The following is a 13,799-nucleotide window of genomic DNA, read 5'->3' on the forward strand; positions in this document are numbered from 1 at the left end:
ACTTGCCCAGCAGGCAAGATCGGTCGGATGCTGACTCCCTCAGCGTCGACGGGGGAGAGCGTCATGGCGAATTCAGGCTCACCTTGACCGGCCGTCACCCGCGCGCCGCCTCCGGGTGCCGCGGGTTCACCCGCCCGTCATCACGCCGTCCCGCTCCCGAGGAGCCAGCCGTGAGCGTCGCCACCCCGGCCACCCCAGCCGTCCCAGCCGTCCCAGCTGTCCCGGCCGTCCCGGGGAACCCGGTCCCGGCCGCCCCGCGTTCCCGGCTTCTCGCCGCGCTGCGCGAGCTCGGCCTGGTCGCGGTCCTCTTCCTGGTCTACAAGATCGGTCGCCTGGCCGCGAACGGTCACGTCGGCGAGGCCTTCGACAACGCGCGTACCGTCTGGGATCTGGAACGCCGGCTGCACCTCCCCGGCGAGCTGAGCGCCCAGCACACCCTGCTGGGCCTCGGCACCCCCGTGATCGAGCTGATCAACAGCTACTACGCGTACGTGCACTTCCCCGCCACCGCCGCCTGCCTGATCTGGCTGTACCTCTACCGCCCCGCGCACTACCGCTGGACCCGCAACGTGCTGGTCATCCTCACCGGCACGGCACTCGCGGTGCACTTCGTCATCCCCCTCGCGCCGCCCCGGATGCTGACCGACACCGGCATGCTCGACCTCGGCCGCCTCTACGGCCCGGCCGTCTACGGCGCCCCGGAGACCGACCAGCTCTCCAACCAGTACGCCGCCATGCCGAGCCTGCACTTCGGCTGGGCGCTGGTGGTGGCGATCGCCCTGATCACCGCGACGTCGGCCCGCTGGCGGGGGCTCTGGCTGATGCACCCGGCGATCACCCTGGTGGTCATCGTGACCACCGGCAACCACTACTGGCTCGACGCGATCGCCGCCTCCGCCCTGCTCGGCCTGGCCTACTTCGTGACCCGCTACCAGCGCCCCGGCGCGGCCACCGCCCTACCCGTGCCCGCCCCGTCCGTGACCTCCCCGTCCGTGCCCTCCCCGCTCATGCCCGCTCCACCCCTGCCCGCTCCACCGGTGCCCGCCCCACCGGTGCCCGCGCTGGCACGGGTCGCGCCGTCCCTGCCCGCGCGGGCAGGAGTCGCGCGGGCAGGAGTCGCGCGGGCACGGGCGGCGGTGAACGTCCCGGCGCTGGGCGTCTCGCTGGCCGCGGCGCTGGGCGCACCCGCCCTCGGCGTCCCGGTGACCGTCCCGGCGCCCGCCCCCGTGCCGGTCCCCGCACCCGCCCCGCCCGAGGAACCCCGCCGGCCGGTCTAACCCCCGAGCTGCTGGAGGAAGTCGCTCAGCACCTTGCGCCGGTTCTCCGCCAGCGGGTCGTCCGGGTCGTCGGGCTCGGCCAGGTACGCCCGGCAGCACGTCCGGCACAGGTCGAGCAGCGTGGTGCGCTCCTCGAAGATCCGCCGCCGGGCCGGACCGGCGCTGTTCCGCTCCCGCAGCCGGATCTCCTCCAGCTCCCGGTAGAGGCCGTCCAGGACCAGGTGGAACGCGGCATCCCGGTTACCCGGGTCGTCCCGGACCAGCCCGCGCATCGCCTCCTCGACGGTGGCGCCCGGCGCGCCCTCGAGCCGTTTCAGTGTGGCCCGGACCACCAGGAGCCGCCGTTCCCGGACCGACTCCGGATCGGTCCAGGAACCGAAGTCCCGGGCGATCTCGGCCGGATCCGGCCCCGGCCCGCCCGCGGTGATCCACCGGAGGTACACCCGGCCCAGCAGCCGCTTCCCCGCGTCCTCCGTGTCGCCGGCGAGCAGGGTACGGGTCCGGGCCACCGCCGAGGCGAACCGCCCGGTGCCGAGGTCGACGGTGATCCGGGCCCGTTCGATCCGGCCCCCGGGCGCGAACACCACCGTGGCCGCCGCGTCCAGCACCCGGTACGCCTCCGTGTGCAGCCCCAGCGCGCAGAGCAGTTCGGCCTGGTCGGCCGGCGGCCCGGACGCCCCGCGCAGCCGTGCCGTCCACCCGTCCAGGGTCCGGACAGCGCCCTCCACGACCTCGCGGGCCGTGCCGGTGAGCTCCCCGTCCGCGTGCCCGGCCAGCGTCATCGCCTCGCGGACGATCTGCGGCTGGGCGAAGCCGGGGGCGTCCAGGATGCCCAGGTACCGCTCCGGCACCGCCGCCCGGACCCAGGACTCCCCGGTGGCCCGGTACCGGCCGGGGAACTGTGGGTCGTCCCCCTCGGCCTCGGTGAACACCTGGTCCAGGGCGACCCGGCAGGCCACGCCGGCGAGCTGGTTGAGCTCCGCGACCAGCGTCGCCGGATCCCGGTTGCCGCGGAACTGCTGGACCGCCGCGACGGTCGCGTCGTCGTCCCCGTCGAGCGGCATCCCGTCGATCCGGCGGAGCCCGGCGATCACGTCGCCCGAGTAGACCGAGAGACACCAGGTCCGGTCCTGGGAGAGCAGGCCCCGCAGCCGCTGCTTCTGCCGGAGGAGCCGGTCCACCAGCGCGGCGTGCCCGGCCCCGTCGGCCTCGGCCGTGCCCGGGCGGCCCGGCGCGGTCAGCGTCGCGGCGCACAGCTCCGCGAACGGTCCCGCGATCCGCCGGGGGAGGTGCTCGCACGCGGCCCGCGCCTCGGCGACCGCCCGGTCCCGGGCCGCCGCCAGGGTCTCCTCCGGCGCGTCCGGTGCGACGCCCAGCCGCAGCCGTGCCCCGCTCCCGGCGAGCCGCCGGTTCAGGATCTCCAGCCGCAGGTGCCGCTCGTACGCCGCCATCCGCCCGCTCCCCGCGAGGATCGCGGTCACCTCGGGGGCGCGTTTCTCCTCCGCGTCGTGGTTCTCGGCCGGCACGGTCAGCGCCAGGGTCCCGAACGCCCCGGCGAGGACCCCGTGGACCCTGGCCCGCTCCGCGGCGTGGCCCCGGGGGTCACCGGCCGCCAGGTCCCGGGCGTAGAGGGCGGTGAGGTACGCCTGCCACCCCTCCGCCGCCGCGGGCAGGTCCCCGGCGACGGTCTGCGCGGCCGCCAGGTTGTGCAGCACCACCGGGTCGTACGGGTCGTCGCCCAGCATCCGGCTCCACAGTCGCCGGGCGTGCGCGGTGTGCCCCAGCCGGTACGCCGCCTCCGCCTCCCGGCCGCGGACCTCCCGGACCAGCAGGTGCCGTGCCTCCCCGGGCGGCATGCCGTCCAGGGCCGCGTGCGCCTGGGTGAAGACCTCGCCCATGGTGGCGTCCGCGATCGCCAGCGCCGAGGCGACCAGTTCCCGCCCGGTGCCGGACGGCTCGGGCCGGGCCGGGCGGGCCGGCGGCCGGTCCGCCGTGCCGGGCAGCAGGGCGTCGCGCAGCGCCGCCACGCCGGCCGAGGGCGGTCCGTCGCCGGTGGTCTCGCCGAGGGCGGTCCGCGCCGCCTTGAGCTGTTTGCGGGCCTGCCCGTGCCGGGTGTTCTGGAGCTTCTGCTTGACCGCGCCGTAGCGCCGCTGCAGATCCTCGGACGGCAGGTCGCCCACCGCGTCCCACTCCGCGAGCAGGGCGGCGACCAGCGGTTTCAGTGCCCCGGTCACCTCCTCCAGGGCCGCGACGTCGGCCGCCAGCCGTACCCGCGCGGCGCCGTCGGCCGTCCTGACGGCGGCGCGGGCCCGCTTGGCCAGGGTGAACGCCGCGTCGTCCTGGGTACGGAACCGCTCGGTGGCCTCCTCCAGCCGGGCCAGCGACTCCCCGGCGCCGAGGGCGGCCCGCGCCACCACGGCGTCCGTGACCCGCTGCACCGGCGCCGGGTCGAGCCGCCGGACCGCGGTCATCAGCGCGGCCGCGCACCGCTCGGCCGCCCCGGGGTCCGGTTCGCCCTCCTCGGCCACCAGTTCCTGGGCCGCCCGGTACGCCCCCAGGTCGGGGAACTCCAGCGGCCGCCGCAGCAGCAGCGCCCGGTACAGCAGCAGGATCAGGAACTCCGGCAGCGTGCCGGCGCGCTGGTGCCGGGCGAGCGCCGCGGGCACCTCCGCCTCCGGCAGTTCGTGGACGCCGAGCACCGCGTCCAGCAGCACGAAGCCGGGGTCGTCCGCCCGCAGCGGCTCGGCCAGCGCCCGCAGGGTCGCCGCCGGGTAGCCGCGGAGCAGCCACTGCACGCCGAGGACCGCGAAGGCCCCGGTGCCCCCGCGGCGCCGGGGTGTCAGCCGGGCCAGTTCGGTCAGTTCGGTCAGCAGCCGGTCCCGGCTCCGCTCGCTCGCGGTGCCGAGCAGCCGCTCCTCCACGTCGAGATCCCGGACCCCGGTCCAGCGGCACCGCCCGGCCCGGCCGATCCGGACCGCGGTGACCCCGAGGTGCGGGTTCGGCTCCGGCCCGTCCGGACCGGGATCGGGGTCGTCCACACCGTCCCGGATCGCCGTGGTGATCCGCTCGGCCCGGCGCCGGAACTCGCCGGCGTACCCCGCGGTGCCGACCCTCTCCTCGTCCAGGCGCCGCTGCAGGATCGCCAGGTGCGCCCAGATCCGGTGGCTGGTCGGCGCCAGCCGCCCGGCCTCGCGCAGCTCCGCCGCGGCCTCCGGCAGTCGCCGGTGCCGGAGCAGGAGCAGGCCCAGGTGGTAGACGTGCCGCGGGTCGGCCGGGTCGAGCCGCCGGGCGCGCCGCAGCAGGATCAGCGCCTCCCCGGCCGGCGTCGACGGGTGCACGGCGAGCCGGAACGTCGCCTCCACGAGCGCGCCGAACACCGCGGGTTCCAGCGGTGCCCCGCCCTCCCGCGCCGCCCACAGGCCCAGCGCGATCCGGCGCAGCTCGGCGGGCTCGTTGAGGGTCATCCGCCCAGGTCCGTCCGCGGCACGACGCGGACACCGCCGCCGGTGGGCTCGGCGATCAGCGACGCGTCCGGCGAGACGCCCATCGGCCCGGTGTCACAGGTGTAGACCACCCGGCCGTCCTCCATCAGCACGTGCGCCCGCTCCGGATAGGACAGGATCAGGAATCTTCCGGTACGGTCCCCCGCCACCAGCCGCGCCCCCCGGTTGCCGTGGAACCCCCGCCGCACCGAGAGCTCGTGATCGATCCGCACGCCCCGCCCGTCCGCGTCCACGACCACCACGCCCTCCTCGGTGAAGAGCGCCCCGGTCTGCCGCCCGACCGGCGGGGACAGCTCGGCGACCTCCCCGGTGACCGGGTCCACCCGGTACACCCGGTTCTCGCCCGCGACCAGTAGCCGCCCGCGGACCATCCGGCACCCCAGCAGGACCGGTTCCAGCGCGTGCTGCCAGCCGTCCGGCCCGAACGCGGCCACGGCACCGTCCAGCCGCCCGGCCAGCAGCCGCCCGTGCGCCACCGCCAGCGTCTGCACCCCCTCGGGGAGGAACGCCACCCGGGACGGCTCGGCGGCGCCGGGCGCCAGCCGGTAGACCGCGCCGTTCCACATCCCGGCCAGCAGGTCGGCGCCGTCGTGCACCAGCGCGCTCGGCACCCGCAGCGGGTTCGCCGCGTTCTCGCCCGGCAGGTCCACCGTGGTGGTGCCGCCGTCGGTGCCGAGCCGGACCACCCGGCCGGACCAGTCGGCGACCGCGAACGACTCCGCGCCCACCGCCACGTCCTTGATCCGCGTCGGTGCCGGCGCCCGGGCCAGCACCCGGGCCTCCAGGTCGTAGAGGACCACCTCGTCCGCGCCGAGCAGCGCGATCGCCGTCCCGCCGCTCAGGAAGTACGGCTGTCCGGACCCCGGCAGCACCGGATGCCCGGTCCCGGCCGGCGCGGGGGCCGGCCGTCCGGGCGGGTCGACCCCGAACCACCCGGTGGTCGCCTGGTCGCACCCGGGTGCCCGGGCCACCAGGCGGACCCGGTCGTACGGCGCGGGGAACGACAGGTCGGAGAAGACCGCGGTCCGCCCGTGCGGCGAGCGGACCGCCGTCCCGGTGAACGGCACCTCCGCCCCGGTCGCCGCGCGCGCCGACACCTCGATCTCGGCGGGCGTGTCACCCTCCGCCTCGACCACGATCTCCGGCAGGGTCAGGTTGACCGTGGTCCGGTCGAGGGCCGCGCCGGTGAAGCGCAGGCGCCCCGGCGGCCGCCCGGAGGTCAGGCCGAGGGCGTGCCGGACCCGTTCGAACCAGTCCGGGTCGGTGGTGTCCTGCCACTGGACCCGGCTGAGCTTGTGCGGCACCAGCGGCTTGCAGGCCGGGTCGAGGACCACCGGGACGATCTTCAGCCCGGCGGTCATGCTCAGGTCGAAGGCCTCGTCCAGCTCCCACTTGCAGATCGTCTTCCGGTCGTCGAAGTAGAGCGGCGAGTAGAGCGGGACGAAGCAGCGGCTCTCCTGCAGCGCCTCCGCCAGCGAACTGGTCCACTTCTCGCCGGGCGCGATACCGTCGCGCGAGGTGTCCAGGAAGACGATCGGGCGGCGGCCGTCCGCGGTGCTGCAGCCGAGCAGTTTGTCGTAGAGGCGGTTGGCGGGCAGGCTCTCCTCCCGGGCGTAGCTGATGAAGACGTCCCACTTCTTGGTCATGACCGCTCCCGTACGGTTCGTGCCGCCTGCTCCAGCTCGCCGAGGAGCCGGAGGGTGTCCGGGACACGGGTCTCCCGGCGCAGCGCCCGGCACCGCTGCACGATCCGGTCCATGGTGTCCCGGGTGCCGCGCCGTGGCCCGGCGCCCGCGAGCTGGTTGAACGTGGACACCAGCAGCACCAGCTCCAGCTGGACGGCGTTCTCGGCGAGGACGCCGGTCAGCGACTGGAGCGGGGCCCGGACCAGCTCACCGGCGCTCGTCAGCATCCCGCGCGCCTCGTCCCGCAGGCCTCGGGTCCGTGTCACCGCCGCCTGCAGCCGGTCCGGCGGGCACGCGTTGATGTCGCCGAGGGACTTCTGGACCCGCACCGCCGCCTGGTCCAGCCGGCGTAGCCCGATCACGTCCAGCAGGTCACGGGCGCTGGGGATCCGGCCGTCGTCGGCGGCGACCCGGGCGGCCGTCTCCGCCTCGGCCAGGTCGCCGCCGGTGGTCAGCAGGCAGATGCCGAGCACGAAGTGGGTGGTCGGGTCGGCGGGTGCGAGCCGGGCGGCGCGCCGCATCAGCGCCACCCCCTGCTCCGGCTGTCCCCGGTCCAGCAGGTCGCCGGCCACCTCGACGTCGCGCCCGGTGAGCAGGTCGTGCAGCACGTCGGCCCGGTCCGCGGGCAGGTCCGGCCGCCCGGGCCCGGTCCGGCCGAGCCGGACGATGTACCCGGCCAGGTCGCCGACCGGCTCGAACCGGTTCCACTCCGGCCCGAGACCGCGCAGCGCGTCCAGCGCCGCGGCGTACGAGCCCCGGTGCAGCATCTCGGCGATCCGGGGTGACACGGTCCGCAGCACCAGCAGCCGGATCCGGTACGCGAGCCGCGCCAGTTCCTCCCGGTCCGCGGCGGTGTCGGCGGCCCCGGCCCCGGTCTCCGCGGCGGCGACCGCGCCCTCCGGGTCGCCGCCGACCGCCCGCAGCAGGGCCAGCGCCCGCCAGCAGGCGCCCTCCTCGGGGACCAGCCGCAGGTAGGCGGCGATCGCCTCGGCGTCCTGCCCGTCCAGCAGCCGGCCGGTGAGCCGCCCGCGCAGCGTGGTTCGCAGGTCCCGGACCCGTTCGGCCAGTTCGGGCGGCGCGCCCTCGGCGCGCAGCGCCTCCAGGGCGGTCAGCGCCTCGGTCTCCCGGCCCAGGCTCAGCAGGCAGTACGACCGCAGGTAGCGGGCCTCCGGATGGCCCGGCTGGGTGCCCAGTACCTCGTCGAGCTGGGCCAGCGCCAGGTCCACGCCGCCCGCGGCGATGTTCGCCTTGGCGTCCTCGATCAGCCCGTCCTCGTAGGAGGCGAACGTCAGCGACAGCGGCGTCTCGCCGTCCTCGAACACGCGCAGCGCCGGGACCGCCTCCTCACGCCGGTGCTCCCGCCGGGCCCGCGCGAGCTCCTCGCCCAGGTCCACCGCGGCGGCCCGCTCCGGTACGGCGAAGGCCGGCGTCCGCAGCGTCGAGGTGTCGAGCGTGTGCAGCGTCTGTGGCTTGTCCACGTGCCTCTCCAGGGAAGCTCGGTGCAGGGAAGGGCGGGAAGGGCGGGGAGGGCTCAGAAGGGAAGGGCGGGAAGGGCTCAGAAGGGGAGGGCGCCCGGCTCGGGTTCGGCGCCGAGCCGGTGCCGCGCGGCGTCGTGGCAGAGCGTGAACGCGGCGTCCTGGTCGAGGCCGACCAGCAGCGGCAGCACCCGCCCCAGCCCGGCCTGTTCGAAGAGCTGCTTCTCGTCGGCGTCCGGCGTGTACGTGATCCGGCTCAGGTGCCCGGTCAGGACGCTCCGGTCGGGCCGCCCCCGGCGGCGGGGTACCAGGTTCATCAGTTCTCCTCCTGCAACAGGAACTCGCCGGTCTGCACGATCAGCCGTTGCCGGGCGTCCAGCACCGCCTCGACGCCGTCGTTGAACCGGGTGTTCGCGTCCTCCATCCGGTCGATGCCGGCCCGCAGCTCGTCCACCCCGGCCCGGTCGGGGTCGTCGCGGAGCAGCGGTCCGGCGATGCCGCGCAGTCGTGCCCGCATCAGGTCGTTGCCCTCGCGGATGTCCCGGACGCTCGGGTGCTCGGTCTCCGCCGGCCCTACCTCGACCTGCTCCGGCGGGGCGTACCGCAGCTGCCAGTCGTCGCGGATCGCGGTCAGCTGCCGGCGCCGGTCCGGGTCGACGGTGCCGTCCCGGAGGGCCTCGTCGACCAGGTCCGCGTACCGCTCCCGGCCGGTGGCCCGGTCGCCGAGCGCCCGCTCGAACCGCACCATCCGACGGACCTCCGGGTGCAGGATCGGCGTGGCCGTCCCCAGCCCGCGCTCCAGCATCGCCACCCCGGGCTCACGCAGGTCCGGGTGGCGGACCGAGAGGTAGTACCGGCACAGCCCGGCGATCAGCAGCGCCTCGCCGTGGTCCGGTTCCGCGCTCAGCACCCGCCCGGTCCGTTCGTCGAGGCGGGCCAGGTCGTCGCGGCCGGGCGGGACACCGGCCAGCTCCGGCCGCTGCCACTCGTGCAGCAGCGTCGCGACGTGGAACAGCGCGGCGTTCAGCCACAGGCGGCGCTCGTCGGGGCCGGGCTCGGCGGTCCGCTCCAGCTCCGCGAGCACGGCGCCGACTCCGGCGTCGGCGCCGCCGCGTTCCCCCTCGCGCCAGTCGCAGACGATCAGGCCGAGCGTCGCCCGCGCGGCCGGTTTGTTCCCCTGTACGGCATGTGAGCGCGCGCTCGCGAAGCAGCGGCGCGCGTCGGCGGGCCGGTCGTCGAAGAGCGCCTGGATCCCCTCGACCAGCTCCAGGTCGTCCACGTGCTCCGGGATCTCGTCGGTCAGCGTCCCCAGCTCGCGGACCCGGCGGAAGTAGTGCAGCGCGCCCTGCGGTTCCCGGCGCCGCCAGCTCGCCACCGCCTGCTTGAGGAACGAGATGGAGGCGATGAGCCGGGCGTCCCCGGAGCCGGCCAGCAGCGCCTGTTCCTGGTCGAACAGGTCGCAGACCCGGGAGTGCTGCCCGAGCCGGGACCGCAGCCACAGGTCGAGGAAGGCGGTCGCCTCGTCGTACCCGGACGCGGCGACCAGGTCGGCCAGCCCGGCGGCGGCCGCCGCGTACTGGTCCGGGTCGGTGTCGCCCAGCCGCGCCCGGACGTACGCCTGGGCGAACCGCGCGTCGTCCAGCACCCGGCCACGCGGCCCGGCGGTGAGCGCCTGCGCGATCAGCCGGTCGGCCTGTTCCAGGTCGGCCCGGTCGCCGCTGTGCAGCAGCGGCCGTGCCTGGTCGAGCGGGATCCGCCACCGGCGCGGCACGATCCCGAGGAAGTAGGTGCCGCCGCCGATCAGGATCAGCGCCAGCACCGCGATCAGCAGCACGTCGAGGCCCATGATCTCCCCCCTCACCGGTCCCGCATCGTGCGGAGGTCGTGCCGGAGCGCGTTGAGCCGGCGCCCGTACTCACCGATCTCCGCGCTTCTCATCGACTGGTTCGCGCGGACCTTCTGCAGGCCCTGCCGGATGGTCTCGGTGACCGACTCGGCCTCGGCCAGGCGGTCCAGCAGCATGAACGAGGCGGCGTAGTCGAGCATCAGGTCGAAGCGCCACCACTCCAGCCGCCCGCTTCCGGTCAGCCAGGCGTACGCCGTCCGGTTCGCCTCCTCGGCGTGCCCCCGGTCCAGCAGGTAGACGGCGAGGTCGTGGGCGCGGGCGCCCTGCCCGTCCGTGCCGTCCGCCGGCAGGTGCGCGAAGGCGGTCCGGACGGTGGCGTCCATCCGCTCGGCGAACGACGGGTCGACCGCGTCCGACAGCCGGCCCGCCAGGTCCCGCCGGAACCGGCTGACCAGCGCGAACTGTGTCACGTACGCCTCGCGCCGCCCCTGCTGCAGGCGGACCGCCCGCTCCAGCAGGTCCCACGCCTCCAGCGGCTGCGGCGCGTGCAGGTCCTGGTAGGAGAGTTCGGCGGCGAGCACCAGCAGCTCGTACGACGGATCGGTGAGCAGGATGGTGTGCGCCAGGTGCAGGGCCCGCTCCGGGTTGCCCCCGGCGCGCAGCCGGCGGACCGCGACCAGCGGGTCCATGCTCTCCCGGCACTCGTCCAGCCGGTCCGCGATCGCCGCCGGGTCGGTGCCGAGCCGCTCGGTGTGCCCGGCGGCGAGCACGCCCCGCAGGTAGTCGATCGTCCCGGTGACCGCGCCGACCTGCCGCATCCACGGCGGCAGCCGGCTCGGCCCGTCCTCCGGGCGCCCGGCCGCGGCCCATCCCAGCAGCCGCTCCGGCTCCGCGTCCGGCGCCTCGACGAGACAGCGCAGCGCGGTGACGGTGAGCGCGTACACGTCGGCGGCCCGGTCCGGTCCGGCCGCGCCCCGCACGATCTCCGGGGCGAGGTACGGGATCCGCTCCGGCGAGCGGAGCAGCGTGCCGATCGACGGCACGCCCCAGGCCGGCAGCTCCAGCAGGTGCGGCCGGCCCAGCGCGAACACGATGTCCGCCCCGGCCGGGATCATCCCCTCGACCCGTCCCCACCAGCCGGGCAGCGCCCGCAGCGCGGCGGCCACCGCGGCGAGCCGCTGCTCCGGGCGCGGCCCGGCCACCAGTGCGGCCAGGGTGGCGTCCACCTCCAGCTCGTACGTGACGACGTCGTAGTAGCGGCCGTCCCGCTCGACGACGTCGCCCTCCTCGTTCTCGACCAGCGGCGCGACCCCGGTCCACCGGGCCCGCTTGCGCAGGTCGTCGAGCCGTCCGCGCTGGCTGGCGACCAGTTCGTCGGTCGGGATCAGCCGGTAGCAGCGGCGCCGGCCGGCCCGGCTGTGGATGCCGCCCCACATGCCGTCGCCGACCGCGACCGTCTCCGTCTCCGTCACGGTCCCCCTTCCCGTGCTCCCGCCGTCCCCCGCCGGGCCGTCCCCGTGCTCCCCGCCGTCTCCCGCCGCGGGCCGTCCCCGTGCTCGCCCGTCCCCGTTCTCAGCGCGCGCCGTCGTACGCCGTCTCGAGGCGGTCGAAGAGCGCCTCGATCTCCGCGTCCGGTGCCTTCTCCGCGATCGCCGACCCGAACGCCGCGTACGCCGAGCGCACCGCCGGGGCCGGCTCCGCGCCGTTGAGGTACTCGGCGATCCGCCGGTACGAGCGCCGCAGCTCGACCGGCACCGCGTCCACCGGCAGCACGGCCGGGCCGGGCGCGGGCACCGGCTCCGGGATGCTCAGGTCCGGCACATCGGGATACCGCGGCTGGATCGGTACCGGCGGCGGCGCGGTGACCCGGCCCTCCGGGTCGTAGAGCGCGACCAGCAGCGCGCGCCGCTCGGCCAGTTCGTCGTGCCGCCCGATCTCGGTGCTGCGCTCGAACTTCGCCGCGAAGGTACGCCCGGTGTTCAGGTGCTGGACGGCCACCTCCAACAGGCCGTTACGGGTCATCGTGTACTCCACCTCGAACCGGTGGTAGCCCTCCGGCCGGGGCTCGATGTCGTCCAGGTTGACCGTGCCGACCAGCGCGTTCTCGAAGGTGTACTCGCCCTCGCCCTGGTAGACCACGGCCGCGATCCGCTCGGCCATGTCCGGGTTGGTGTAGACCTTCTTCCGGCTCGCCGGGATCCGGGTGCCGCGCGGGATCAGGCTGTCGAACCGGTCGTTCTGCACGGCCAGCCCGAGCGTGTGCTCGGTGATCAGGCTGACCTGCAGGCTGTCCTCGTCCGGGTCCGGGTCGGTCGGCGGCCGCTCGGCCAGGTCGAAGGCGCCCGAGGCGGCGAAGTCCTTGGCGACCAGCGCGGCGCCCCGGGCGACCAGGGTGTCCGGGTCGGCGTCGCTGCGCACGAAATCGTCGCCCTTGTCGAAGTGGTCGAGCAGCATCCGCTTTACCAGCGGGATCCGGGTCGAGCCGCCGACCAGCAGGATCGCGTCGATCTGGGTACGGTCCACGCCCTTGCTCTGCCCGGCGAACCGCAGCGCCTCCTCGACCTGGGTCAGCGAGCGGTCCAGCACCGGCGTGATCGTCGCCTCGAACTCGCCGCGGGTCAGCTCCCGCGTCCCGCCGTCCGGGTAGGTCACCGTGGTGGTGGCGGCGAAGGAGAGCGACCGCTTGGCGTTCTCGGCCGCCATCTTGAGCCGCAGCCGGTCCTCGGCGGACGGTGCCGGGCGCCCGGCCAGCAGCGCGTCGACCAGCGCGTCGTCGAAGTCGCCGCCGCCCAGCCGCTGGTCGCCCGCGGTGGCCAGTACGTCGATCGCGTCCTCCCGGGACTCGATGATCGACACGTCGAAGGTGCCGCCGCCCAGGTCGTAGACGAGGTAGATCTGGCGCTCCTCGTCGGCGCGGTCCACGCCGTACGCGATCGCCGCCGCGGTCGGCTCCGGGATGAGCTGGCGCGGGTAGAGCCCGGCGAGCAGGGCGGCCTCCTCGGTCGCCTTCTTCTGCCGTTCGGTGAAGTACGCCGGGACGGTCACCACCGCGTCGTGCACGCCGCCGCCCAGCCCCGCCTCGGCGATCTGCTTCATCTTCATCAGGATCAGCGCGCTGATCTCCTGCGGCCGCATCCACTCCTCGCCGACCCGGACCCGCACCGGGTCGTCCACCCGGTGCTCGGTCCCCGCGGCGAACCGCGCCAGCGAGTCCGCGGTGAAGACGGCGCCCATCTCGCGCTTGATCTCGATGATCGTCTGGGCGTCGCCCCGGGTGCCGGCGATCGCCTCCTTGGCCTGGTGCCCGACCACGGTCCGCCGGTTCTCCGGCTGGTACCGGACCACCGACGGGGTGGCCGCGCCGATCTCCTCGTCCAGCGTCGTGTCCGGGATGATCTCCGCGTACGACTCCTCGGTGTTGTACGCGGCCACGGCCGAGTAGGTGGTGCCCAGGTCGATGCCGATGACCCGGTGAAGCGGCGACTCGTCCATGCTTCCTCAGCTTCCGTCGTGGTCTCCGCCGGGCAGGTCTCCGCCGGGCCGGGGTCCGTCGAGCAGCGGGTGGTACGCGTGGTCCGCGGTGAAGTCCGCACGGTTCAGGTCGGACGGCTGGTAGACCGGTGCGCCCCGGTCCCGGAGGAACTCCTCCAGCTCCCGCCGCAGCGTCTGGGCGAGCAGCGGCCCGTCCTCCAGCACGGGATGCCCGGTCTCCCGGATCCGGAGCAGCGCCAGCGGGGGATGGGCCGTGTCGTAGGCTTCCCGGTCCGCCGTGCTCTCCAGCCGGATCGCGTGTGCCGCCGCCATCTCCTCGTCGGTCGCGCCACGCCTGCGCAGCCGCTGGTCGAGCCGGCTGGACGCGGCCCGGATCTCGTCGATGGTGGCCTCCGGCCCGACTCCGAGCCGTGCGTAGTCGGTATCCCGGCTCTTCGAAGTTGAGCGGGGTTCGCGGCTGAGTCCGGTCCGAGTGTGAGGGCTCGCAGCTCATCAGTGATCATCTGAGTGTCTAGATCGGA

At 75.3% G+C, this 13,799-nt stretch carries 9 protein-coding genes; 1 reads left to right on the forward strand and 8 read right to left on the reverse strand.

The window, feature by feature from the left end; all coding sequences use genetic code 11:
- Positions 1–170: 170 nt before the first annotated feature.
- On the forward strand, positions 171–1,277 hold the full coding sequence (locus AB0M08_RS39590; protein ID WP_364505193.1) for a phosphatase PAP2 family protein: 1,107 nt from the start codon (positions 171–173) through the stop codon (positions 1,275–1,277).
- On the opposite strand, the gene AB0M08_RS39595 is transcribed toward AB0M08_RS39590, so the two are convergent.
- The 8 genes from AB0M08_RS39595 to AB0M08_RS39630 form a co-directional block, all read right to left on the reverse strand.
- Complete coding sequence (locus AB0M08_RS39595) at positions 1,274–4,741, reverse strand: hypothetical protein (protein WP_364505195.1); 3,468 nt, start codon at positions 4,739–4,741, stop codon at positions 1,274–1,276. The two genes, AB0M08_RS39590 and AB0M08_RS39595, sit on opposite strands and share 4 nt — an antisense overlap.
- Complete coding sequence (locus tag AB0M08_RS39600; protein WP_364505197.1) at positions 4,738–6,426, reverse strand: toll/interleukin-1 receptor domain-containing protein; 1,689 nt, start codon at positions 6,424–6,426, stop codon at positions 4,738–4,740. Before AB0M08_RS39600 ends, AB0M08_RS39595 begins: the two co-directional genes overlap by 4 nt.
- Positions 6,423–7,943: a tetratricopeptide repeat protein gene (locus tag AB0M08_RS39605; RefSeq protein ID WP_364505199.1), complete on the reverse strand. Its 1,521-nt coding sequence runs from the start codon at positions 7,941–7,943 to the stop codon at positions 6,423–6,425. The genes AB0M08_RS39600 and AB0M08_RS39605 overlap by 4 nt, the downstream gene beginning before the upstream one ends.
- A 77-nt stretch (positions 7,944–8,020) precedes the next feature.
- On the reverse strand, positions 8,021–8,257 hold the full coding sequence (locus AB0M08_RS39610; RefSeq protein WP_364505201.1) for a hypothetical protein: 237 nt from the start codon (positions 8,255–8,257) through the stop codon (positions 8,021–8,023).
- A complete protein-coding gene (locus tag AB0M08_RS39615) occupies positions 8,257–9,801 on the reverse strand; it encodes a hypothetical protein (RefSeq protein WP_364505203.1) in 1,545 nt (514 codons plus the stop codon). Before AB0M08_RS39615 ends, AB0M08_RS39610 begins: the two co-directional genes overlap by 1 nt.
- Positions 9,798–11,258, reverse strand: a complete 1,461-nt coding sequence (locus AB0M08_RS39620; RefSeq protein ID WP_364505205.1) for a hypothetical protein — start codon at positions 11,256–11,258, stop codon at positions 9,798–9,800. The genes AB0M08_RS39615 and AB0M08_RS39620 overlap by 4 nt, the downstream gene beginning before the upstream one ends.
- Before the next feature lie 100 nt (positions 11,259–11,358).
- The gene (locus AB0M08_RS39625; RefSeq protein ID WP_364505207.1) at positions 11,359–13,278 is read right to left on the reverse strand and encodes an Hsp70 family protein; all 1,920 of its coding nucleotides are present in this window, start codon (positions 13,276–13,278) and stop codon (positions 11,359–11,361) included.
- A gap of 6 nt (positions 13,279–13,284) precedes the next feature.
- Positions 13,285–13,590: a hypothetical protein gene (locus AB0M08_RS39630; RefSeq protein ID WP_364505209.1), complete on the reverse strand. Its 306-nt coding sequence runs from the start codon at positions 13,588–13,590 to the stop codon at positions 13,285–13,287.
- Between the last annotated feature and the right edge of the window lie 209 nt (positions 13,591–13,799).

This window comes from Actinoplanes sp. NPDC051851, from assembly GCF_040681165.1.
Classification (GTDB): domain Bacteria; phylum Actinomycetota; class Actinomycetes; order Mycobacteriales; family Micromonosporaceae; genus Actinoplanes.

Coding starts and splice junctions, on each gene's coding strand:
- AB0M08_RS39595 (WP_364505195.1), bottom strand. CDS start 4,741: ATGACCCTCAACGAGCCCGCCGAGCTGCGCCGGATCGCGCTGGGCCTG.
- AB0M08_RS39600 (WP_364505197.1), bottom strand. CDS start 6,426: ATGACCAAGAAGTGGGACGTCTTCATCAGCTACGCCCGGGAGGAGAGC.
- AB0M08_RS39610 (WP_364505201.1), bottom strand. CDS start 8,257: ATGAACCTGGTACCCCGCCGCCGGGGGCGGCCCGACCGGAGCGTCCTG.
- AB0M08_RS39625 (WP_364505207.1), bottom strand. CDS start 13,278: ATGGACGAGTCGCCGCTTCACCGGGTCATCGGCATCGACCTGGGCACC.
- AB0M08_RS39630 (WP_364505209.1), bottom strand. CDS start 13,590: ATGGCGGCGGCACACGCGATCCGGCTGGAGAGCACGGCGGACCGGGAA.